This is a genomic window from Sphingomonas sp. GC_Shp_6, from assembly GCF_026540835.1.
Classification (GTDB): Bacteria; Pseudomonadota; Alphaproteobacteria; order Sphingomonadales; family Sphingomonadaceae; genus Sphingomonas.
This window is the reverse complement of record NZ_JALNUO010000005.1, coordinates 136,643-159,227: the sequence shown is the minus strand read 5'-3', so window position 1 is coordinate 159,227 and position 22,585 is coordinate 136,643. Positions and strand designations below refer to the sequence as shown.

The 22,585-nt window shown below is 68.6% G+C and carries 17 protein-coding genes; 13 read left to right on the top strand and 4 right to left on the bottom strand.

Going from position 1 to position 22,585, the window contains the following annotated elements:
* Positions 1-63: 63 nt before the first annotated feature.
* The 11 genes from OXQ95_RS08835 to OXQ95_RS08785 all read left to right on the top strand — a co-directional run bounded on the left by OXQ95_RS08835 (position 64) and on the right by OXQ95_RS08785 (position 12,006).
* Complete coding sequence (locus OXQ95_RS08835) at positions 64-2,988, top strand: TonB-dependent receptor (protein ID WP_267381223.1); 2,925 nt, start codon at positions 64-66, stop codon at positions 2,986-2,988.
* Positions 2,989-3,099: 111 nt separating this feature from the next.
* On the top strand, positions 3,100-4,473 hold the full coding sequence (xseA, locus tag OXQ95_RS08830; protein WP_267381222.1) for an exodeoxyribonuclease VII large subunit: 1,374 nt from the start codon (positions 3,100-3,102) through the stop codon (positions 4,471-4,473).
* Positions 4,474-4,494: 21 nt separating this feature from the next.
* On the top strand, positions 4,495-4,698 hold the full coding sequence (locus tag OXQ95_RS08825) for a DUF2093 domain-containing protein (protein ID WP_242097151.1): 204 nt from the start codon (positions 4,495-4,497) through the stop codon (positions 4,696-4,698).
* 59 nt (positions 4,699-4,757) lie between these two features.
* Positions 4,758-5,537, top strand: coding sequence for a M23 family metallopeptidase (locus tag OXQ95_RS08820; protein WP_267381252.1), 780 nt, complete (start codon positions 4,758-4,760; stop codon positions 5,535-5,537).
* Between the two features lie 30 nt (positions 5,538-5,567).
* Complete coding sequence (locus OXQ95_RS08815) at positions 5,568-6,260, top strand: PepSY-associated TM helix domain-containing protein (RefSeq protein WP_267381221.1); 693 nt, start codon at positions 5,568-5,570, stop codon at positions 6,258-6,260.
* Positions 6,261-6,271: 11 nt separating this feature from the next.
* Positions 6,272-6,751: a DUF2271 domain-containing protein gene (locus OXQ95_RS08810; protein WP_267381220.1), complete on the top strand. Its 480-nt coding sequence runs from the start codon at positions 6,272-6,274 to the stop codon at positions 6,749-6,751.
* An 11-nt stretch (positions 6,752-6,762) separates the two neighbouring features.
* The gene (locus tag OXQ95_RS08805) at positions 6,763-7,602 is read left to right on the top strand and encodes a DUF4198 domain-containing protein (RefSeq protein ID WP_267381219.1); all 840 of its coding nucleotides are present in this window, start codon (positions 6,763-6,765) and stop codon (positions 7,600-7,602) included.
* A gap of 10 nt (positions 7,603-7,612) precedes the next feature.
* Positions 7,613-8,584 (top strand): FAD:protein FMN transferase, encoded by a 972-nt coding sequence (locus OXQ95_RS08800; protein WP_267381218.1) that lies wholly within the window; start codon positions 7,613-7,615, stop codon positions 8,582-8,584.
* A 70-nt stretch (positions 8,585-8,654) separates the two neighbouring features.
* Entirely contained in the window at positions 8,655-9,578 is a 924-nt protein-coding gene (locus tag OXQ95_RS08795; RefSeq protein WP_267381217.1) for a dihydrodipicolinate synthase family protein, read from the top strand.
* Positions 9,578-10,576 (top strand): 4-hydroxyproline epimerase, encoded by a 999-nt coding sequence (locus tag OXQ95_RS08790; RefSeq protein WP_267381216.1) that lies wholly within the window; start codon positions 9,578-9,580, stop codon positions 10,574-10,576. The genes OXQ95_RS08795 and OXQ95_RS08790 overlap by 1 nt, the downstream gene beginning before the upstream one ends.
* A 17-nt stretch (positions 10,577-10,593) precedes the next feature.
* Complete coding sequence (locus OXQ95_RS08785; protein WP_242097158.1) at positions 10,594-12,006, top strand: amino acid permease; 1,413 nt, start codon at positions 10,594-10,596, stop codon at positions 12,004-12,006.
* Here OXQ95_RS08785 and OXQ95_RS08780 read toward each other — a convergent pair.
* Positions 12,003-12,647 (bottom strand): GntR family transcriptional regulator, encoded by a 645-nt coding sequence (locus tag OXQ95_RS08780; RefSeq protein WP_267381215.1) that lies wholly within the window; start codon positions 12,645-12,647, stop codon positions 12,003-12,005. The genes OXQ95_RS08785 and OXQ95_RS08780 overlap by 4 nt on opposite strands.
* A 135-nt stretch (positions 12,648-12,782) precedes the next feature.
* Between OXQ95_RS08780 and OXQ95_RS08775 the strand changes: the two genes are divergently transcribed.
* Positions 12,783-14,027, top strand: a complete 1,245-nt coding sequence (locus tag OXQ95_RS08775; protein WP_267381214.1) for an FAD-dependent oxidoreductase — start codon at positions 12,783-12,785, stop codon at positions 14,025-14,027.
* Complete coding sequence (locus OXQ95_RS08770) at positions 14,024-15,217, top strand: Xaa-Pro peptidase family protein (RefSeq protein ID WP_267381213.1); 1,194 nt, start codon at positions 14,024-14,026, stop codon at positions 15,215-15,217. The genes OXQ95_RS08775 and OXQ95_RS08770 overlap by 4 nt, the downstream gene beginning before the upstream one ends.
* Positions 15,218-15,274: 57 nt before the next feature.
* On the opposite strand, the gene OXQ95_RS08765 is transcribed toward OXQ95_RS08770, so the two are convergent.
* Genes OXQ95_RS08765 through OXQ95_RS08755 form a run of 3 tightly spaced genes read right to left on the bottom strand, consistent with a single transcriptional unit; the run spans position 15,275 to position 22,503 of the window.
* A complete protein-coding gene (locus tag OXQ95_RS08765; protein WP_267381212.1) occupies positions 15,275-17,041 on the bottom strand; it encodes a DUF885 family protein in 1,767 nt (588 codons plus the stop codon).
* A gap of 24 nt (positions 17,042-17,065) precedes the next feature.
* On the bottom strand, positions 17,066-19,531 hold the full coding sequence (galA, locus tag OXQ95_RS08760; RefSeq protein WP_267381211.1) for a beta-galactosidase GalA: 2,466 nt from the start codon (positions 19,529-19,531) through the stop codon (positions 17,066-17,068).
* Complete coding sequence (locus OXQ95_RS08755; protein WP_267381210.1) at positions 19,531-22,503, bottom strand: TonB-dependent receptor; 2,973 nt, start codon at positions 22,501-22,503, stop codon at positions 19,531-19,533. Before OXQ95_RS08755 ends, galA begins: the two co-directional genes overlap by 1 nt.
* Between the last annotated feature and the right edge of the window lie 82 nt (positions 22,504-22,585).

The window sequence follows — 22,585 nt, the reverse complement described above, 5'->3', positions numbered from 1 at the left end:
CAACGACACCGCGTCGCCCGCTTGGGGGCAACGGTCGATGCGGTCTGTTCAAAGGGCTCCATCATGACGACATCGTTTCGTATCGCACGCACGATCCTCCAGGGCGGATCGGCGCTTCCCGCGCTCGCGCTGTTCGGCGCCGGCGCCATGCTCGCCACACCCGCGCTGGCGCAGGACGCCACGACGCAGAACCCGCCGGCCTCCACCGTCACCGGCGCGGCCACGCTGAACAACAGCCAGACCAGCCCCGACACCGCGACGAGCCAGGGCACCAGCGCACCGGCCGACATCGTGGTCACCGGTTCGCTGTTCCGCCGCGCCGATACGGAGACGGCATCCCCGGTCACCGTGCTGACCACCGAGAATCTGCAGCGCGCCGGCATCACCAACGTGGCCGATGCGATCCGTTCGATCTCGGCCGACAACAGCGGCTCGATCCCGACGGCGTTTTCGGCCGGCTTCGGTTCGGGTTCGGCGGCGGTGTCGCTGCGCGGCCTCTCGGTCAACTCGACGCTCGTGCTGATCGACGGCGTGCGCACGACGAACTATCCCTTCTCCGACGACGGCCAGCGCGCCTTCGTCGATCTGAACTCGATCCCCAAGAGCACGATCGACCGCATCGAGGTGCTGAAGGACGGCGCGTCCTCCACCTATGGCGCCGACGCGATCGGCGGCGTGGTGAACATCATCACGCGCAAGGAGATCAAGGGCATCGAGGGCACGGTCGAGGGCGGTATCTCGGAGCGGGGCGACGGCGGCGAGCGCCGCGCGACGCTGACCGCGGGTTATGGCGACCTGACCGAGCAGCGGTTCAACGTCTATATCAACGGCGAATATGAGCGCGACAATCTGATCCAGGTGTCCGACCGCGGCTTTCCCTACAACACGAACGATCTGACCTCGATCGGCGGCAACAACAACAACAGCGCGGCGCTGGGTGCGTTCGGCAACCGGACGGCTTCGATCAGCGCGGTCGTCCAGCCCGCGATCCAGACGGTGCCCGGCAACATCTTCTCGGGCCAGCCCGTGGTCGGTGTGCCCACACAGGTGCTCGCGCCCGGCGGCTGCGCGGTCGGCACGATCGCGCGGAACGATTCGAGCGGCGCGTTCTGCGAGCAGAATGCCACGCTTTATGGTACGATCCAGCCGCAGCAGACCCGCTATGGCTTCACCGCGCACGGCACCGTGAAGATCGGTGACAATGCCGAGGCGTATTTCAACGGCACCTATTATCACAGCAGCGTCTTCTCCACCGCAGCGCCGTTCTCGATCCGGCAGACCAATCCGATCTCGACGAGCAACATCCTGTTGCCCGCGCTGCTCGCCAACGGCCGGCTGAACCCGCAGAATCCCTATGCTGCAGAAGGGCTCGGCGCGCAGATTTCCTATGCGTTCGGCGACATTCCCGTGTCTTCGACGACCGACAACGATCTCTACCGTGCGGCCGCTGGGATCAGCGGGAAGTTCGGCACTGGATGGTCCTATTCCGCCGACGCGAGCTACGCCAAGAGCGATCTGACCGGCACCAACCGCGGCTATCTGAACATCGCGGGGCTGACCGCGGCGATCAACAACGGCACCTACAACTTCATCGATCCGTCGCAGAACAGCCAGGCCTTGCGGGATTCGATCTCGCAGCCCGTCGTGACGAAGGCGTCGTCCGAGCTGTACATGCTCCAGGGCAACATCACCAAGGAGCTGTTCCAGCTGCCGGGTGGTCCGTTGCAGGTCGGCATCGGCGGGGCGGTCCGTCACGAAAGCCTCAACAACCCCAATGCGAACGCCAATCTGGCGTATCTCGGGCTGAACGCGGTAACCGCGCGAGGCTCGCAGACGGTGACGGCGGGCTATTTCGAAATCGACGCACCGGTGCTCACGCAGCTGGAGCTTACCGGGTCGGGCCGCTACGACCATTATTCGGAGGGCTATGGCCGCTTTTCGCCCAAGGTCGGCGCCAAGTTCCAGCCGTTCAAGCAATTGGCGATCCGCGGCACCTATTCGCAAGGGTTCCGCGCACCGAGCTTCGCTGAATCGCAGAGTGGTTCGGTCATCGGCTACGTCAACGCGACGCCGCCGGCCTCGGTCATCGCCGCACACAATGGCGATCCGTACGTCAGCCAGTATTCGTTCGGCTACAACACCGCATCCAATCCCAATCTGAAGCCCGAACTGTCGCGCAGCTTCACGGGCGGTGTGATCCTCCAGCCGCTGAGCTGGCTCAGCATGACGGCCGATTACTACAACATCAAAAAGACCCAGGTCATTACCGGCGGTCCGCTCGCCGCGACCGCCGTCGCCAACTATTATGCCGGTACGGCGCTGCCGGCCGGTTACACGGTGACGCTCGACGATGCCGATCCGCTGGCGCCCAACGCCATCCGCAAGGTGCTGATCGTCAATTCGCTCTACCAGAATGCCGCGTCGCTGAAGACGTCGGGCATCGACGCCTCGATCCAGGCCAATTTCCGCATGGACAACGGGTTCCGTTTCACCAGCCGCTTCGAGGGCACGGAAATCCTGGACTATAAGTTCCAGGCTTCGGATGACTCGCCCACCGACAATTATGTGGGAACGCAGGCACCGTATCAGACGTCGTCGGGCGCCGGCACGCCGCGTTGGCGCGCCAATTGGCAGAATACGGCGGAATACGGCCCTTACTCGCTGAGCGCGACGGGCTATTACACCAGCGGCTACAAGTCGGTGGCGGTGGATTACAACGGATCGGGCGCGACGACGTGCAGCGATCAGTTGTACGATCCGAGCCTCGGCAACAGCTTCTGCCACACCAAGGGCTATTTCCAGCTCGATCTCGTCGGACAGGTGAAGGTGAACGCGAAGTTCACTTTCTACATCAACGCGCTCAACATCCTGGACGCGCATCCGCCGCTGAATCCGGCCAATTACGCCGCGGTCAACTACAACCCCACCTGGTCGCAGGGGGGGATCGTCGGTCGCTATTTCCGCGCCGGTGCGAACTTCAAGTTCTAGTCGCGTTCGTCTCGACGCAACCGATAAGGGGCGGGCCGTCAGGCTCGCCCCTTTTTCATGCGCGCGGCGCGTGGGGCTTGTCCCGCCCGGTGCAGCGCGTATCGCACGGATATGCCTGATCTTCTTCCCGAACCCGCGCGCCTGATCGCCGAGGACATGCCCGGCGACAACGCAGCCGCCGTGTCCGTCAGCGATCTGGCGGGGCGGCTGAAGCGGATGGTGGAGGGCGAGTTCGGCCATGTCCGCCTGCGTGGCGAGATTTCGGGCTATAAGCGCGTCGCGTCAGGCCATGCCTATCTTGCACTGAAGGACGACAAGGCCGTGATCGACGGCGTGATCTGGAAGGGGCAGGCGAGCGGCCTCGCCTTCGTGCCGCAGGACGGGATCGAGGTGATCGCGACGGGGCGGCTCACCACCTATCCCGGCCGTTCCAAATACCAGATCGTGATCGAGCGGATGGAGCTGGCGGGGGCGGGCGCGCTGATGGCGCTGTTCGAGAAGCTGCGCGCGGCGCTGGCGGGCGAGGGGCTGTTCGACGGCGCGCGCAAGAAGCCGCTGCCGTTCCTGCCGCGCACGATCGGCGTCGTCACCTCGCCGACCGGCGCGGTGATCCGCGACATCCTCCACCGGCTGGAGGATCGCTGCCCCAGCCATGTGCTCGTCTGGCCGGTCAAGGTGCAGGGGGAGGGCTCGGCGGCCGAGATCGCGGGCGCGATCCGCGGGTTCGACGCGCTCCCCGCGGAGGGCGCGGTGCCGCGGCCCGATCTGGTGATCGTCGCGCGCGGCGGCGGTTCGATCGAGGATCTCTGGTCGTTCAACGACGAGCAGGTGGTGCGCGCGGTGGCGGCCTGTTCGATCCCGATCATCTCGGCAGTGGGCCATGAGACGGATACGACACTGTGCGACCATGCCGCCGATCTGCGCGCGCCGACGCCCACGGCGGCGGCCGAGATGGCGGTGCCCGTGCTCGCCGACCTTCGTCTGATGCTGGAGGCCCAGGTGCAGCGCACCGAGCGATGCGCGCGCCGGTACGTTTCGCGCGGACGCGAGCGGGCCGAGGCGCTCGCGCGGCTGCTGCCCCGGCGCGACCAGTTGCTCGGCCCCCAGCGGCAGCGCGCGGACGATGCGGCGGCGCGGCTCGATCGCGCGCTGGAGCGGCGGATCGCGGCGGCGCGCGGCGGGCTCGATCGCTCGGCGGGGGCGCTGCGCCCCGCGGTGCTCGTCCGCCAGTGGGAGGCGGCGCGCGCGCGGCTGGACGGCGCGTGGCGGCTCGCGGTGTCGCTCAATCCCGATCGCGTGCTCGAGCGCGGCTATGCCCGGGTGACGGTCCGCGGCGACGGCGCCACGCTCGCCACCGCCGCAGCCACGCGCGAGGCGGGCGCGGTAACGCTCCACTTCCGCGACGGTGCCATCGACGCGCGCGTTGAGAAGCCGGCCGCCAAGGGCTATAGTCGTGCCAAGCCCGAACAGCCCTCGCTGCTGTAACCCCGCCAGGACGCGAACCCCATGTTGATGTCGAACACCGATCGGCCCGCGCGCCTCCATTATATGGCCAATGGCTTCCGCGTGCTGGCCACCGGCGATCATGTGGTGTGCGCCGTGTCGGGCGCGCGGATCGTGCTGGAGGATCTGCGCTATTGGAGCGTCGCGCGGCAGCAGCCCTATGCCACCGCCGCGATCGCGAGCGAGGCGATGGCGCCGCCGCGGTGAGCGTGCGCGCGGCATGGCTGCTGGCGCTCGGCGCCGTGGCGGTCGCGGCGCCGTGGCCGATCGTCGCGGTGGCGCAGGCGCAGGCGATCCGCTGGACGGGCGCGCTCGAACAGGGCGGGCTGATCCGCGGCACGGTGCCCGTGGGAACGCGGTCGCTCGCGCTCGACGGCACGCCCGTGACGCTGGCGCCGGACGGAAGTTTCATCGCCGGGTTCGACCGCGACGCGCCGCCGAGCGCGACGCTGGTGGCGACGATGGCGGACGGCCGCACCGTGGCGCAGCCGCTCGCGATCGCCCCGCGCGCCTGGAACGTGTCGCGGCTCGACAGCTTGCCCAAGATCCCGCTGCCCGAGCCCGAGTTCGACCGGCTCCGCCCCGCCGAACTCGCGCAGATCGCCGCGGCGCGGGCGACCCCCACCGATGCCGCGGGCTGGCGGCAGCCGCTACGCTGGCCGACGACCGGGCGGATCTCGACGCTCTTCGGATCGCAACGCATCTACCAGAATGGCGAGGCAGGCAGCTATCATTCCGGGATCGACATCGCGCGCGAGATCGGCACCGTCGTTGTCGCGCCCGCCGATGGCGTGGTCATACTGGCGGCGGATCATCCCTTCACGCTGGAGGGCAACCTGTTGATGATCGATCACGGCATGGGGCTGAACAGCGCGTTCCTCCATCTGTCGCGCATCGACGTGGCGATGGGCGACCATGTCCGACAGGGCCAGCCGATCGGGCTGGTCGGCCGGTCCGGCCGCGTGACGGGGCCGCATCTCCATTGGAGCCTGCGCTGGCAGGCGGCGAAGCTCGATCCGCTGCTGGTGGCAGGGCCGATGCCCTGAGTTCAACCGCTTATGCGAGGCATTCGCAATATGTTGAATTTCGCCGCGGGCCGGGCTAGGCGGCGACTCGTGACGAACGCCCGATCCCCCTCAGCCTCCCCGCCGCGCCAGGCCCGGCGCAAATGGCGGAGCTGGTGGATGAAGCAGCTTCACACCTGGCACTGGATGAGCGCGGGCGTTTCGCTCATCGGCATGCTGGCCTTTGCGATCACCGGGATCACGCTCAACCATGCCGCGACGATCGGCGCGACGCCGGTCGTCACCGATCGCGCGGCGACGCTGCCGCCTGCGTTGCGCCGCCAGCTTGGAAAGCCACCCGCGTCGGACGCGCCGCTGCCCGCGCCCGTCGCGGCGGCGGTGGCACGCGCGGTGGGCCTCGATCCGGCGGGACGGCCGGGCGAATGGTCCGACACCGACGTCTCCGTCGCGATGCCCCGGCCGGGCGGCGATGCCTGGGTGAGCATCGATCGCGCGAGCGGCCGGATCACCTCCGAAGTCACGCAGCGCGGGTGGATCGCCTATCTCAACGACCTGCACAAGGGCCGCAATGCGGGGCCCGGCTGGGGCTGGTTCATCGACATCTTCGCGGTGGCGTGCATCCTGTTCACGCTCACCGGGCTGTTGCTGCTGCAGCTCCACGCCCGCAATCGCCGCGCGACCTGGCCGATCGTCGCGGCCGGCTTCGTGATCCCGATCGTCGTCATCGTCCTGTTCGTGCATTGAGGAGCCCAACCATGCGAACCCCCATCTTCGCGCTGATCGGCGGGGCGATCGCCGCGCCCGCCGCGGCCGGCACCGTTACCGTCACCGTGCCCCGGCTGGACGTCGCCGAATATCATAAGCCCTATGTCGCGATCTGGCTGACGCCCGCCGGCGGCGGGCCAGCGCGGACGATCGCCTTGTGGTACGAGACGCACAAGACGGGCAAGGACGCCGGCACCAAATATCTGGCCGAGCTGCGCGCCTGGTGGCGGCAGGGCGGCCGCTCGATGACGGTGCCCGCCGACGGCATCAGCGGCGCCACCCGCCCGCCCGGGCAATATAGCGTGAAGCTGCCCGACAATGTGAAGCCCGGCGCCTATGTGCTGAACGTCGAGGCCGCGCGCGAGACGGGCGGGCGCGAGCTCGTCACGCTGCCGATCACCGTCCCCGCCGGCACCGCGCATGGCGCGGGCAAGACCGAGCTGGGCGCCGCCACCGTCTCTGCGCGCTGAGGATCGTCGCCATGAAGCCCTTCGCCAAACGCCTGATGCTGGGCGCGCTGCTCGCCTCGGTTCCCGCCATGCTGTCGGCACACCGGATGTGGCTGCTGCCATCGGCCACCGTCTTCTCGGGGACGGATAGCTGGGTGACGATCGATGCCGCGGTGTCGAACGACCTGTTCTTCGCCGACCACCAGCCGCTCCGCCTCGACGCCATGAAGGTGTGGCAGCCCGACGGCACCGAGGGCAAGTTGCAGAACGCCATGACCGGCCATTACCGATCGGTGTTCGACGTGGAGCTCGACAAGCCCGGCACGTGGAAGGTTGGCACGCAGATGACGGGCGTGATGGGCAGCTTCACCGTCGACGGCGTCGAAAAGCGCGTCGGCAACCGGGGTGGTCCGCCGCGACCGGGCCAGCCCGCGCCGCTGACCGTCGCCGACATCCCGGCGAACGCCACGAACGTGAAGCTGTTCGAGATGGCGGCGCGCAACGAGGTGTTCCTCACCGCGGGGGCGCCGACCACCACCGTGTTCGCGCCGACGGGCAAGGGGCTGGAATTCGTGCCGGTCACGCACCCCGACGAACTCGTCGCGGGTCAGCCGGCCCGGTTCCGCTTCCTGATCGACGGCAAGCCGGCGCCGGGGCTGAAGGTGACGGTGATCCCCGGCGGCAAACGCTACCGCGATGCCGAGGGGGGGATGGACCTGACGACGGGCGCCGACGGCGTGGTGAGCGTCATTTGGCCCGGCGCCGGCATGTACTGGCTGAACGCCACCGCGAATGACGCGAAGACCAGCGCCCCGCGCGCGACCGAACGGCGGATGAGCTATGCCACGACGCTGGAGGTGATGACGCCGTGATCCGCCGCGCGTGAGGATCGCGTTGCCCGCGACGATCGCGCCCACGGCGCTCGTCGGGCGCGATCCGGACGCCGCGGTGACCGCGCTGGGCGGCGAGACGATGGGCACCCGGTGGAACGTGCGGCTGGTGGCGCCCGCCGGGTGCGATCCGGCGGCGGTGCGCGCGGCGATCGTCGCACGGCTGGACGCGATCGTCGCGGCGATGAGCCATTGGGAGCCGGGATCGCTGCTGAGCCGGTTCAACCGGCAGGCGGCGGGCGGCTGGACGCGGCTGCCGCCCGACTTTCTGCGGGTGATGACGCAGGGGCTGGCGATCGCCGCGGCGACGCACGGCGCGTTCGATCCGGCGATTGGGCGGCTGGTCGATCTCTGGGGCTTCGGGCCGGTGCCGGTGGCTGGGCCGCCGGCCGGTGACAGGATCGCGGCGGCGCGCGCTTCGTCGGGCTGGCGGCGGCTGACGCTGGCGGACGGATGGCTGCGCCAGCCCGGCGGGCTGGGGCTCGATCTGTCGGGGATCGCCAAGGGCCATGCGGTGGATGCGGTGGCCGATCTGCTGGCGGCGATGGGCGTGACGGATGCGCTGGTCGAGATCGGCGGCGAGCTGGTGGGGCGCGGCGTTCGCCCGGACGGCCAGCCCTGGTGGGTCGATCTGGAGGTGCCGCCGGGCACCGACATCGCGCCCTTGCGCATTGCGCTCCATGGTCTCGCCGTGGCGACTTCGGGCGATTATGTCCGTGGCGCCCACACGCTTGATCCGCGCACCGGGCGTCCGATCGCGAACGGCGCGGTCGCCGCCAGCGTCGTCCACGCCTCCGCGCTGGTGGCGGACGCCTGGGCGACCGCGCTCTGCGTGGCGGGTCCGGCGGCGGGGCTGGCGCTGGCGCGGAATGCCGAAATCGCGGGCCGGATCGTGGCCATGTGCGATGGCGAAGCGCGCGAGTATCTCAGCCCTGCGCTGGCCGCGATGCTCGCGGACGATTGATGCCCGCGCGCTTGCATCCCTCGCCGCCGTATAATACCGTATACCAATCGAACGATAACGGGGTGATATGATGACGGCAACGACGGCGCTGTGGACCGGGGTCTATCCTGCGGCGACGACGCAGTTCGCGGAAAGCGGCGCGATCGACCATGACGCGACGCAGCGCGTGCAGACCGCTTTGGTCGACGACGGTGTCACCGGGCTGATCCTGCTCGGCACCTGCGGCGAGAACAACTCGCTGGAGCCCGACGAGAAGCGCGCGGTGCTGAAGGGCGCGGTCCAGGCGGTCGGTGGCCGCGTGCCGCTGGTCGCGGGCGTCTCCGAGATGACGACGGAGCGCGCGATCGCCTATGCCCGCGATGCCGAGGCGATTGGGGTGGATGCGCTGATGGTGCTGCCCGCAATGGTCTATGTGCCGCGGCCCGAGGAGCTGACCGCGCATTTCCGCGCGATCGCCAGCGCCACCGGTCTGCCGATCATGCTCTACAACAATCCGCCGGCCTACCGCGTCAACATCGACTATGCGACGCTCGATGCGCTGGCCGACCTGCCGAACATCGTCGCGGTAAAGGAAAGCGCGCCCGATCCGCGCCGCTTCACCGACATGATAAACCGCTATGGCGACCGGTTCAGCGTGATGGCCGGGCTGGACGATATCGCGCTCGAGGGCATGTTGCTGGGCGCCAGCGGCTGGGTCTCGGGGCTGACGAGCGCCTTTCCGGTCGAATCGGTGCGGCTGGTGGCGGCGGTGGCCGAGGGCAAATGGGAGGAGGCGCGCGCGATCTATCGCTGGTTCATGCCGCTGCTCCACCTCGATGCCGAACATGATCTGGTGCAGTCGATCAAGCTGGCCGAGACGATCATGGGTCGCGGCACCGAGCGCGTGCGCATGCCGCGCATGCCGCTGACGGGGGCGCGCCGCGCCGAGGTGATCGCCTGGGTCGAGCGTTGCGCCGAAACGCAGCCGAGCAAGCGCGCGCTCGCCGACGCGTGATGCGGCACAGCTTCTTCTGCATCGATGGCCACACCGCGGGAAACCCGGTGCGGCTCGTCGCGGGCGGGGCGCCACTGCTGCGCGGCGCGAACATGGGCGAGCGCCGCGCGGATTTTCTCGAACGCTTCGACTGGATCCGCACCGGCCTGTGCTTCGAGCCGCGCGGGCACGACATGATGTCGGGCGGGTTCCTCTATCCACCGACGCGCGACGATGCCGATTGCGGCATTCTGTTCATCGAGACGAGCGGTTGCCTGCCGATGTGCGGACACGGCACGATCGGCATGGTGACCTTCGCGCTGGAGAACGGCCTCGTCACCCCGCGCGAACCCGGCCGGCTGCGGATCGAGGTGCCCGCGGGCGTGATCGACGTCACCTACCAGACCGAAGGCGACCGCGTGCGCGCGGTGCGCATCCGCAACGTGCCCGCCTATGTCGCGGCCACTGGCATCGCGATCGACGTGCCGGGCTTCGGGCCGCTCACGATCGACGTGTCCTATGGCGGCAATTACTACGCGATCGTCGAGCCGCAGGGCGCCTATGCCGGGCTCGATACGCTCGGCGCCTCGCGGATCGTGGAGTTGAGCCGCACGGTGCGCGCGCTGGTGCAGGCGGCGTACGAACCCGTCCACCCGCTGGACGACCGGATCCGCGGCGTCACGCACGTGCTGTGGGCCGATGTGCCGCGCGGCGAGGGGGCGGACGGGCGCAACGCGGTCTTCTATGGCGAACGCGCGATCGATCGCAGCCCGTGCGGCACGGGCACTTCGGCGCGGCTCGCGCATCTCGTGGCGCAAGGGCGGCTCGCGGTGGGCGACGCCTTCGTGCACGAAAGCTATATCGGCAGCCGTTTCGTCGGGCGCGTCGAAGCGGCGGTGGACGTGGGCGGCATTCCCGGTATCGTGCCCTCGATCGAGGGATCGGCGATCGCGACGGGGTTCAACACCATCTGGATCGATCGCGCGGATCCCTTCTGGGCGGGATTCACCGTCGTCTGATTGCAGGGGGAACGACCATGGCGATGTGGGGACCGATCAAGCCGATCGGCGGGGCGGCGGCGCCCGATGCGGCGCACCGGTTGCGCCAGACGCTGAGCTGGCCGCACCTCATCGCGCTGGGCGTCGGCGCGATCGTCGGCACCGGCATCTACACGCTGACCGGGGTAGGCGCCGAGCGCGCGGGGCCCGCGGTGATCCTGGCCTTCGCCATCGCCGGGGCGGTGTGTGCCTGCGCGGCGCTCGCCTATGCCGAACTCGCGACCGCGATTCCGGCGGCGGGCAGCGCCTATACCTATACCTATAGCGTGATCGGCGAGACGCTCGCCTGGGTGGTCGGGTGGAGCCTGATCCTCGAATATTCGCTCGCCTGTTCGACGGTGGCGGTCGGCTGGTCGGGCTATCTGGTCGGCTGGCTGCAATCGGCCGGGCTCGATCTGCCGCATGCGCTGCTTGCGGGCCCGCATGCCGGCGGCATCGTCAACCTGCCGGCCGTGCTGGTGTCGCTCGCGATCGCGGGGATGCTGATGCTCGGCACGCGCGAAAGCGCGACGCTCAACATCGTGCTCGTCGTCATCAAGCTGGTCGCGCTCGCCGCGTTCGTCGCGATCGCGCTGCCGGGCTTCCACGCGGCCAACCTCCACCCGTTCATGCCCTACGGCTTCGGAAGCCATGTGATCGGCGGCGAGACGCGCGGCGTGATGGCGGCGGCGGCGATCGTGTTCTTCGCCTTTTACGGCTTCGATGCGGTGGCGACTTCGGCCGAGGAGGCGCGCAATCCGGGGCGCGACCTGACGATCGGCATCGTCGGGTCGATGGCGCTCTGCACCACCATCTACATCCTCGTCGCGGTCGCCGCGATCGGCGCGATGTCGTACACCACGCTCGGCGGATCGCCCGAGCCGCTGGCGCTGGTGCTGCGCACGCTCGGTCATCCCGGCGCCTCCTATCTGGTGGCGGGCGCCGCGCTGGTGGCGCTGCCCTCGGTCATCCTGGTGATGATGTACGGGCAGAGCCGCGTGTTCTTCGTGATGGCGCGCGACGGGCTGCTGCCGCGCGTGCTGTCCAAAGTGTCGCCCCGGACCGGCGCGCCGGTGCTCATCACCGGCATCACCGGCCTGTTCGTCGCCGCGGTCGCGGGGTTCTTCCGCCTCGACGAGATCGCCGAGCTCGCCAATGCCGGCACGCTGATCGCGTTCATCGCGGTGGCCGCCTGCATGATGATCCTGCGCCGCCGCGCGCCGGACCTGAAGCGCGTGTTCCGCTGCCCGGCGCCGTTCGTCGTCGGCACGCTCGCAATCCTCGGCTGCCTCTATCTGCTGGTCAGCCTGCCCGAGAAGACTTTGGTGCGCTTCGTGCTGTGGAACGCGATCGGGCTGGTGGCCTATCTGGCCTATGGCCGCCGGCACAGCCTGCTCGCTCCGGGGCGTTAGCCCCGGAGCTGGCGGCGCAGATCCTCCAGCGTCGCTTGGATATGCGCGCTGGCCAGCTGCTTGGCACGCGCGCCGTCCGCCGCGATCCAGGCATTGAGCAGCACCTGATGTTCCGCATGCGCGCGGTGCTCGCGCCCGGCGGGCTCGAGATGCTTCTGGACATAGCGTTCGGACAGCACCTGCAGCCGCTCGATCAGTTGGGTGGTGAGCAGACGATGGCCGGGTCGGACGAGCGCCATGTGGAAATCGCGGTTGCGCGCGGCGACATGGTCGAGATGGTCGGCCGCGGCGATGTCGAGCGCGGTCAGCGCGTCGCGCGCCGCCTGGCGTTCCTCGTCGGTGGCCGCGACCGCCGCCATCGCCACCGCCTCGGGCTCGATCGACAGCCGCAGTGCGAAGATCTCCTCGGCTTCCTCCGCGGACATCGGCCGGACGAAATAGCCGCGATTGGCGTGGTTGAAGAGCAGCCCTTCATGCTCCAGCCGGCCCAGCGCCTCGCGCAGCGGAATCTTGCTGACGCCCAGTTCGTTGGCCAGCGCATCCTGTCGGATCGGCTGGTCGGTCAACAATTTGCCCGATACGATCCGCTCGCGAACGATGGTAAAGATCTGGTCGGAAAGCGTCCGAACGACGATGCTCATGGGCAGGCGATACTCCGAGTAGACCCGTCAGTTTAGCGTATCGCGCCGCGCCGCGACACTCCCTGGCAGCATAATAGTCGCATAGGGTTGCGTGTCCATATCGTATACGATAGCCGCCGCGATCGAGGATCGTGCATGACCGGACGGGTGACCATCATCGGCGGGGGCGTCGTCGGGCTGTGCAGCGGTCTGGCGCTGGCACGCGACCGCTGGAACGTCCGGATCGTCGATGCGGGCCATGACGACGACGCGGCGGCATCCTGGGGCAATGCCGGCCATATCGCGATCGAGCAGGTCGCGCCGCTCGCCTCCTGGCCGATGATCCGCTCCGCGCCCGGCCGGCTGTTCGTGCGCGGCGGCGCGCTGGCGCTGCCGCCGCGGCAGATCGGGTGGTGGCTGCCCTTCGCGCTGCGCATGGCGCACGCAGCCGCGCCGGCGCGTTTCGCCGAGGGGCGCGATGCGCTGAAGACGCTGATGGCGGAGGCGGTACCCGCATGGCGTGCCCTGGTGGCCGGGCTGGGTGCGACCGACCTGCTGCGCGAGGACGGGCATTTCGTCGCCTGGGGCGATCCGGCCTCGGCCGCGCGCGGCCGGGCAGGCTGGGCGGCGGCGGATACGGGCACCGCGCGGTTCCGCGATGCCGATGCCGACGAACGCGCGCTGCTCCGCCGGATCGGGGGTGCCGCGGGTGCGATCCGCTTCGAGAACAGCGCCCAGGTCACGGATCTCCGCCGCCTGCGCGCGGCGTTGCGCGCTGGCATCGTGGCGGCGGGGGGCACGATCACCGGCGGCCGGGCCTCGCTCGCGCTGGAGGACGAACGCGCGATCGTGACGGTCGATGGCGAGCGGGTCGAGAGCGAGCGCGTGCTGGTCGCGGGCGGTGCCCGGTCGGGCGGGCTGCTCGCGCCGATCGGCCACCGCGTGCCGATCGTGGGGGAGCGCGGCTATCATCTGCGCAGCGCCGATCACGATTGGCCCGCGGGGCTGCCGCCGGTGGCGTTCGAGGATCGGTCGCTGATCGTGACACGCTACGACGATTGCGTGCAGGTCGCGAGTTTCGTCGAGCCGGGCGATCCCGATGCGCCGCCCGATCCGGCGAAATGGGCACGACTCGAAGCGCGGATCGCCGAACTCGGCCTGCCGATCCGCGCGCCGTTCACGCGCTGGATGGGAGCGCGGCCGACCTTGCCCGATTACCGCCCCGCGATCGGCCTCAGCCGCCGCGCGGGCAACCTCGCTTATGCTTTCGGCCATCAGCATCTGGGACTGACGCTCGCCCCCACCACCGCGCAGATCGTCGCGGCGCTCATGGCCGGCCGGCCGACCATCCCGCTCGCCGCGTTCGACGTGGAGCGTTTTGCCAGAGGAGATCGCGCATGACCATCGGGGGATCGACCGCAGAGGCGGAACTGGCGGCGCTGTCGCCCTGGACCCACCGGGCGCCGCCGATCGCGCCCGCGGAATATGACGCCCGGATCGCGCGCGCTCGTGCCCTGATGGCGGACGCCGGGGTGGAGGCGCTGATCGTCGGGGCAGGGGCCAGCCTGCGCTATTTCACCGGCGTGCCATGGGGGGCGAGCGAGCGGCTGGTCGCGATGCTGTTGCCGCCCACCGGCGATCCCGTGCTGGTCTGCCCCGCGTTCGAACGCGGCACGCTGGAGGCGGATCTGGCGATCGCGGCGGACCTGCGGCTGTGGCAGGAGGACGCGGATCCCCATGCCTTGGTGGCCGATGCGCTGGCGAGATGGGGTGTGCGCCGGCTCGCGGTCGATCCCGCGCTGTCGTTCCAGGCCGGCGAGCGGCTGCGCGCGGCGGCCTCGGGCGTCGAACTGCGCGACGGCGCGCGGGTGATCGACGGCTGCCGGATGCGCAAGTCGCCCGCCGAGATCGCGCTGCTCGCGCAGGCCAAGGCGATGACGCTGGAGGTGCAGCGCCGCGCCGCGCGGATCATGGCGCCGGGCATCGCCGCGAGCGACGTGGTGCGCTTCATCGATGCCGCGCACCGAGCGCTGGGCGCGGCGGGCTCGAGCTTCTGCATCGTCCAGTTCGGCCGCGCGACGGCGTTTCCGCACGGCCTGCCCGGCGAACAATATCTGGCGGAGGGCGAGCTGGTGCTCGTCGATACCGGCTGCCTGGTCGGGGGCTATCATTCGGACATCACGCGCACCTATGCGTTCGGCTCGGTCGAACCCGAGGTGCACGCGATCTGGGCGCTTGAAAAGGAAGCGCAGGCCGCCGCGTTCGCGGCCGCACGGCCGGGCGTGCCGTGCGAGGCGGTGGATGCCGCGGCGCGTGCGGTGCTGGTGGAGGCGGGCCTCGGCCCGGATTACCGCCTGCCCGGGCTGCCGCACCGGACCGGCCACGGGATCGGGCTATCGATCCACGAACCCGCCTATCTGGTGCGCGGCGATACTACGCCTCTCGAGACTGGCATGTGCTTTTCGAACGAGCCGATGATCGTCGTGCCCGATCGGTTCGGCGTGCGGCTGGAGGATCATTTCCACATGACCGCGGACGGCCCCGTCTGGTTCACCGAGCCGCAGCCCGCGATGGACCGGCCGTTCGGCTAGGGCCTGATGACGTTAGCTTGACCGGATCGGGGTAACGTCATCAAACCCTGGGGCTCGTCACTCCTCGTCGGGATAGGGGCCCTTGCCGCCCTCCGCGATGAAGCGGTCGATCCGCGCAGTGACGAGCGGCAGCGGCACCGAGCCGAGTTGCAGCACGGTATCGTGAAAGGCCCGGATGTTGAACTTCGCGCCCAGCGCCTTTTCCGCCTTCGCGCGCGCCTGCACGATCGCCATCTCGCCCAGATAATAGCTGAGCGCCTGACCCGGCCACGCGATGTAGCGATCCACCTCGGTCTCGATCTCGTGATCGGCGAGCGCGGTGTTGTCGTGGAGATAGGCCTGCGCCTGCGGGCGAGTCCAGCCCATGGTGTGGATGCCGGTATCGACCACCAGCCGCGCCGCGCGCCACGCCTGATAGCTCAGCATGCCGAACCGGTCATAGGGCGTCTCGTACATGCCCATCTGGTCGCCCAGCCGTTCGCAATAGAGCGCCCAACCTTCGCCATAGGCCGAGATATAGCTGTCCTGCCGGAACGCGGGCAGATCCTTGTTCTCGGCGGCCAGCGGCATCTGGAAGGCGTGACCGGGCGCGCTTTCGTGCAGCGTCAGCGCGGGCAGCGCATAGAGCGCGCGCGATTTAAGATCATAGGTGTTGACCAGATAGATGCCGGGCCCCCCGCGCCCGCTGGTGTAGAAAGGCGCGATCTCGGCGGGCACCGGCTTGATCGCGAAGCGGCTGCGCGGCAGGTGGCCGAACCAGTCCTTGGCCTTGCCGTCGAACGTCTTGGCGATCCAGGCGGCGCGGTTGAGCAGATCCTGCGGGCTGGTGGCATAGAAGCGCGGGTCGGTGCGCAGATAGGTGAGGAACGCGGGCAGGTCGCCTTCGAACCGCACCGCGCGCATCACCGCGAGCATCTCGTCGTGGAGATGCGCGACTTCGCTGAGGCCGATCGCGTGGATCTGCGCCGGGGTGAGATCCACCGTGGCGAATTCGGCGATCTTGGACTGGTAATAGGCGCGGCCGTCGGGCAGCGCGTCGGCGCCCAGCGCCACGGTCGCGTGCGGGATATACTCGGTGCGCAGGAAGGCGAGCAGCGGCCGGTGCGCCGGGATCACGTCGTTCGCGATCGCGGCCTTGCCTGCGGCGCGCAACTCGGCCTGTGTGGCGGCGGGGATCGCGGCGGGCATGGTCACGAACGGCGCATAATAGGGGTTCGCCTCGATCGTGGGCGCATCGACCATCGCCGCCACGCCCGCGTCGCGGCCCGTGAGCGTCACGCGCGGCGGGGTGAAACCGCGCGCGAGCCCGGCGCGCATATTGGCGATCTGCTGCGCGAAATAGCGCGGCATGTCGTGCAGCATCGACAGATAGCTGCGATAATCCTGCTCGGTGCGCAGCCGCCCGCGCGCGCTTTCCGCCACGTCGCTCCAGAAGCTGCTGTCGGCGTTCAGCGGCTTTTCGTAATCGCGGAACCGCTGCGCGGCGAGCAGCGTGGCGATCTGGTTGCGATAGACGACCAGATCGTCGCGTGCGGCCGGCGACAGATCGGCGGGCGCGATCCGGGCGAGCTGGGCGTCGACCTCGGCCCAGGTCTTCAGCCGTTCGGCCTGCGCGGCGGGACCTTCGTCGGGCAGATGCGCCGCGACATGGTCGCCGCTATCCTCGTTGTCAGCCATCTGGCGTTTCCGCCAGGCCCATTCCTTGGTGTAGATCGCGCGGAATCGCCGATCGGCATCGGTCTCGGCGGCGCGGGCGGGCGCGGACCCGATCGACAGCCCGGCCAGGGCGAGCGTGAGCAGCAATCCGGGGGTCGATCGGCGCATGGCGGTTCCTCATGGGTCGGTTCGTCAGGTTCGTGTCGCCAGCGGCAGCATCGCCAGCACCAGCCCGTCGGCTTGTGCCACCAGCCGGATCGTACCGCCATGGTCGCCCGCCTGGACGAGCGCCATGCACAGCCCGTTGAACGCGGATCGTTCGGTCGCATGATCGGGTTCGAGGCTGCGCGGATCGCCATTGCCGACGCCCAGCAGCCGCGCGTCGCCCGATAGCGCGAAGCGGACCCGGTTCGATGCGGTCGGAACTTCGCGGCCCTGTGCATCGACGATCGCGGTGCGCACCACGGCGACGTCGCCGGGCGCGAGCACGCGCCGGTCGCTCGACACCGCCACCGCATGCGCCGGCCCGGTCGTCTCGCGGCGCGCGGTTGTCACATGGCGGCCATCCTGGAAGCCGCGGGCCTCGATCGCGCCGGGCGCATAGGGGACGGACCATTCGAGATGGCGGTTGCGCACCACCGGCTTGCGGCCGACGCTGACGCCGTTCACCAGCAGCTCGACCGCCTCCAGGTTGCTGTGCACCCACACCGATACGGGTTTGCCCTCGCGCCCCGCCCAGTTCCAGTGCGGGAAGAGGTGAAGCACCGGCGCGTCGCCCCACCAGGCGCGGTAATACCAGTAATCGTCCTTGGGAAAGCCGCAGCTGTCCAGCTGGCCGAAATTGGATGCGTTGCTCGGCCAGCGGTCGAACGGCGTCGGCTCGCCCTTGTAATCGAAGCCGGTCCAGACGAACCCGCCGGCGATGAACGGCCGTTCGGCATAGAAGGTCCACCAGCGTTCGGCGGTGCTCGCCCAGCGCGGGAATTCGGTGTCATAGGCGGGAACGAGCTGCGCCGCATCGTCGCGCGCATAGACGCCGCGCGTCATCACCGTGCTGGCGGTCTCGGTGCCGATCGTCGGCTGGCGGGGATGCGACGCGTGGAAGGCGTCGATCTCGCCCAGATAATAGTTGAAGCCGACGACATCGAGCACGTCGCTTGCACCCTTGCCGAACTGTCCGTTCATCGCTTCGGTCACCAGCCGTGTGCCGTCGAGTGTGTTCACCCGGCGCTTCATCGTGGTGGCGATGCGCGCGCCGGTGGGCGTGCCGCGGTGAATCTCCTCGTTGCCGATGCTCCACAGGAACACGCATGGATGGTTGCGGTCGCGCCGCACCATGCGTTCCAGCTGACTCATTCCCTCCGCATCGCTCGACATCTGGCGCGTCTCGTCGAGGACGAGGATGCCCATCCGGTCGCAGGCGTCGAGAATGGCGGGGGCGGGCGGATGATGCGTCGAACGATAGGCGTTCGATCCCATCGCCTTCAATCGCTCCAGCCGCCAGACGTGCAGGCTTTCGGGCACCGCGAAGCCGACGCCGGCATGATCCTGATGGTTGCACGTTCCCTTGACGACGGTGTGGACGCCGTTGAGGAACAGCCCGCGATCGGGATCGAAGACGATCGTGCGGATGCCGAACACCGTCTCGTCGCGGTCGACCACGCGGCCGTCGATCAGGATCTCGCTGACCAGCCGGTGGCAATGCGGCGTTTCGAGCGACCACAAAGCGGGCTCCGCGAGAAGCGTGGTCTGCGCAACGGTCGCCGCATCCCAGGCGGGCAGCGCCACCGGATCGACGCACCGCGCCCGTTCCACGCCATCAGGGCCGAGCAGGATCGAGCGGAGCGCCGCCGTCGCGGCCGGACCGTCATTGTCGATCTCGGTCGCGATGCGGATCTGCGCGCCGGCGGGCGTCACCGTGGTGCGCACCGCCGCACCCCATTGGCGGACATGCGTGGGCGCGGTCTTCACCAGGCGGACATGACGATAGAGACCGGCGCCCTCGTACGACCAGGCCTCGCCCAGGCTCATGTCGCCGCGCAGGACGAGGATGTTGGGTTCGCCGGGCTTGGCGAAATCGGTGATGTCGATGCGGAACGGCGCATAGCCGCTCTCGTTCGATCCCACGACGAAGCCGTTCAGCATCACCAGGCAATCGCGCGAGACGCCGTCGAATTCGAGCGACAGCCGCCGCCCGGCATCGGCCGCCTCGATCGCGATCGGCCGGCGATACCAGCCGACGCTGGTGGCGGGCCAGAGCCCGCCGAGCGGCTTATACCCCTGCGCGGCACCGGCTTTGTCCGCGTCGCTGCCGGGTGCTCCCGAGCGGGCGAAGGGCAGATCGACCGCCCAGTCGTGCGGCAGGTCCACCGTCTGCCAGCCGGCATCGTCGAAGCCGATCGTGGCCGCGGGCGTGCCGACATCGCCCGATTTGCCATAGGTGTCGTGGCTGGCGCCGAAGCCGAAATCCTGCGCCGGATCGCAGGCATGGCCGAGATGGAAGCGCCATCCGCGATCGAGCGGCACGATCGTCCGGGGCGACGGGGCGGCGCGAGGCACCGTCGCCCCCGTCGCCCCTTCGCCGCTGCCGAGCGCAGCGCCACAGGATGCCAGCGCCGCGCCTTTCAACAGACCGCGGCGCCCGATCCCGTGCCGCATCAGAAGCTCAGCGTTCCGCCGATGAACAGATACCGGCCGACGACGTCGTACACGCCCGGATAGGTGTTGCCGTTGCCGAACGATGCGAGCGAGCCGGCCGCGATCGCGGGAGGATCCTTGTCGAGCATGTTGTTCATGCCCGCATGCAGCGACAGCCGCTTGCCCACCGCGATCGTCCCCGCCAGATCGAAATAATCATAGGTCGGGATTCGGGCGTTGATCGTGTTCTGCGAACCGTCGTTGAGCTGGGCCTGCGACGACAGGCTCGACAGCCCCGCCGCACCGAAGTGCCGCCACGACAGCGATGCGGTGATGCCATTGGGCGCCAGCCATGTCGCACGGGCGACGTGGCGCCAGATCGGGTTCGGCTGGCCGCAGCTGAAGCCGTAAAGCCCCTTGCAGTCATAGGAACCCTGGCCCGGCAGCGGTTCTGACACCGAACTGGCGAGCCAGGTGCCGACCATGTTGAGGTTCACCTTGCCCAGATTGCCGATCCCCACCGTATAGTCGGCGTTGACGTCGATGCCCGATGTCTGGAGGTAGCCGGTGTTGAACGTCGTGGAAACGACATAGCCGTTCGCGCCGTAGAGCTGGCCGTTCTGCGGATCGCGGTGGAACAGGCTGCAATAATAGGCGACGCCTCCTGTCAGGCACTGGCTGATGATGAGATCGGCCGGCACCGAGCTGATATAGCCGTTCACCTTGATGTTGAAATAATCCACCGTGAGGGTGAAGTTGCGGACCATCCGCGGCGTGAGCACGATGCCGGCCGTGTAGGTGTCGGCCTTTTCGGGCTTCACGTTGATGTTGCCCCCGTAAAGCGCGCTGCACGTATCGGCCGGGCAATCGAAGATCGATCCGGCGTTATACTGCGCTGCGGTCACGCCGCTCGCCTGACACGCGGCCAGCGAGGGCCGCTTGGCGCTATTGCCCGCGCACGGATCCTGCGCCGAGACGTTGCCGACGCTCTGCGATCCGAACAATTCGCCGACCTGCGGCGCGCGGAAGGCGCGGTTGTAGCTGGCGCGGAGCCGGATATCGCTGACCGGCTGCCAGCTCAGCTCGCCCTTGTAGGTGAAGGCGTCGTACGAGGAATGGAGACCCGTCGAGTTCTGCCGGTTGTCATAGGTCGAATAGCGTACGCCGCCGTTGATCGTCAGCGCCTTGAAGAACGGCTTGTCCTGAACGATCGGCACCTCGAGTTCGCCGTAACCCTCGGTCGCGGCGATGATGCCATCGGCGTTGGTGGTGCCGTTCTGGATCGCGATCGCATCACCGGTGAACAGCAGCGTCTCGCGGCGTCGCTCGGCGCCGATCGCGATGCCCAGGCCCTGCGTGGCCCAGGGGCTGGTGATCCCGAGCTTGCCCAGATCCCCGCTGAGCGTCCCGGCGATCACCTGCTGCGAATTGCGCCCCATCGTGTTGCTCGGCGAAAACAGATATTGCGCCGCTGCCGCCGACAATCCGCCATATTGGAATACGTTGGCGGGTACGCATGCCGGATCGCTGCCGTCCACCACCGATTGGCAGGTCGGCACGCCGTTCACATTGACGACGTTCAGCGCCTTCTGCGCCTTCACATTGTCGACGTTGTTGAGATAGGTTTCGTCGTAGCGGACGAGCGAATAGAGATAGCTGACGTCGTAGGAAAAGCCGCTGCCCAGATCGCCGCGGACGCCGGCGGTGTAACGGAAGTCGTTGTGGCGCAGATAATCGCGGCGCGGCGGGATCCCGTTGCCCGAAAGCCGGTAACCGATCTCGACGGTCGACTGCGTCGCCGTGCCCGCGTTGGCGCCGCACAGCGTGGTCGCCTGGCTCGCACTCAGCAGCGGGTTGTTGCACCCGATCTGGAATTGCGTGCCGAGAAACAGCGCGGACGGTGCGACCTGCGAGAAGCTGTGATCGCGCATGTACATGAAGCTTCCATAAGCCTCGGCGATGGGCGCGATCTGGAACTTGGCGAAGGCGCCGGCGGTGATGCGCTGGTCGGAACGCTGGAAATAGTTGGTCGGCGAGTAGTTATACGCGAACTGGCTGGCGTCGTAGGGCACCCATGTCTTCGTCCCATCCATCGTGTTCGTCACGCGGGTGCCGGCGTTTGGCCCGGTGCGCAGGTTGAACGTACCGTAAGGCGTGTTGCTCGAACCGCCGCAGGACAGGTTGGTTGCCGCATCGTCGGCATTCTGGAGCGCGCAGGCCGACACGTCGCGATCGGACTGGAGGATCGGATTGAAATGCCGGTAGCCGGCATAGGCAGTGATGTTGCCGCGGCCATCCGCGAAATTCTTCCCGCCTGCGATGTTCACGTCGAGCTTGCCGCCGTCGACCGTGTGGCTGGCCGCATTGGCGAACCCGCGCTGCGATATGATGTTGCGGATGTAGCTGTTGCCGTTGGTGTGATCGTCGATGCTGTTCTGAACGTCGAGGCGCAGGCCATCGAGATTGTCGCGAAGCACGAAGTTGACCACGCCCGACAAGGCGTCGGAGCCATAGACCGCCGAGGCGCCCCCGGTGACGACGTCGATCCGCTCGATCAGTGCCGAAGGCACGAAGTTGATGTCCACAGCCTGCTGCGGCAGCATGCGCTGGCCGTTGATGAGCGTCAGCACGCGGTTGGAACCGAGATTGCGCAGATTGACGTTGGCGGTGCCGTCCGAACCGTTCGAGACGTTTTCGTTCGCATCGGCGGTGAACTGCGGCAGCCGGTTCAGCACGCTTTCGACGGTGGTCGCGCCCTGCAGTTTGATCTCGGCGGCGCTCACTGCGGTCAGCGGGCTGTTGCTGGCGAGATCGGGGCGGCGGATGCGCGTGCCGGTCACCACCACGTCGTCGGCGGGCGCGGTCGCCTGGGTCTGGTCGACGGGCAGTGTCGGCGGCGTGTCCTGCGCATAGGCCGCGGACGAGAGCAGCGCAGCGACGGCGGCACCAATGGCGGTGGTCGTACGCGCACGCATGGCGATCGCATTGTTCATTCAGTCCCCCTTTGGCTTATGCCCATTTTCTGTCGGACAAAGCAGCACTCGGGACATGAAATGTCAAATATAATATACGATG

What these genes read in the sequence shown, in the direction of transcription:
- OXQ95_RS08765 (WP_267381212.1), bottom strand. Translation starts at nt 17,041, where the DNA reads ATGCGCCGATCGACCCCCGGATTGCTGCTCACGCTCGCCCTGGCCGGG.
- galA (WP_267381211.1), bottom strand. Translation starts at nt 19,531, where the DNA reads ATGCGGCACGGGATCGGGCGCCGCGGTCTGTTGAAAGGCGCGGCGCTG.
- OXQ95_RS08790 (WP_267381216.1), top strand. Translation starts at nt 9,578, where the DNA reads ATGCGGCACAGCTTCTTCTGCATCGATGGCCACACCGCGGGAAACCCG.
- OXQ95_RS08755 (WP_267381210.1), bottom strand. Translation starts at nt 22,503, where the DNA reads ATGAACAATGCGATCGCCATGCGTGCGCGTACGACCACCGCCATTGGT.
- OXQ95_RS08815 (WP_267381221.1), top strand. Translation starts at nt 5,568, where the DNA reads ATGTTGAATTTCGCCGCGGGCCGGGCTAGGCGGCGACTCGTGACGAAC.
- OXQ95_RS08780 (WP_267381215.1), bottom strand. Translation starts at nt 12,647, where the DNA reads ATGAGCATCGTCGTTCGGACGCTTTCCGACCAGATCTTTACCATCGTT.
- OXQ95_RS08805 (WP_267381219.1), top strand. Translation starts at nt 6,763, where the DNA reads ATGAAGCCCTTCGCCAAACGCCTGATGCTGGGCGCGCTGCTCGCCTCG.
- OXQ95_RS08825 (WP_242097151.1), top strand. Translation starts at nt 4,495, where the DNA reads ATGTTGATGTCGAACACCGATCGGCCCGCGCGCCTCCATTATATGGCC.
- OXQ95_RS08785 (WP_242097158.1), top strand. Translation starts at nt 10,594, where the DNA reads ATGGCGATGTGGGGACCGATCAAGCCGATCGGCGGGGCGGCGGCGCCC.
- OXQ95_RS08770 (WP_267381213.1), top strand. Translation starts at nt 14,024, where the DNA reads ATGACCATCGGGGGATCGACCGCAGAGGCGGAACTGGCGGCGCTGTCG.
- OXQ95_RS08810 (WP_267381220.1), top strand. Translation starts at nt 6,272, where the DNA reads ATGCGAACCCCCATCTTCGCGCTGATCGGCGGGGCGATCGCCGCGCCC.
- xseA (WP_267381222.1), top strand. Translation starts at nt 3,100, where the DNA reads ATGCCTGATCTTCTTCCCGAACCCGCGCGCCTGATCGCCGAGGACATG.
- OXQ95_RS08835 (WP_267381223.1), top strand. Translation starts at nt 64, where the DNA reads ATGACGACATCGTTTCGTATCGCACGCACGATCCTCCAGGGCGGATCG.
- OXQ95_RS08795 (WP_267381217.1), top strand. Translation starts at nt 8,655, where the DNA reads ATGACGGCAACGACGGCGCTGTGGACCGGGGTCTATCCTGCGGCGACG.
- OXQ95_RS08775 (WP_267381214.1), top strand. Translation starts at nt 12,783, where the DNA reads ATGACCGGACGGGTGACCATCATCGGCGGGGGCGTCGTCGGGCTGTGC.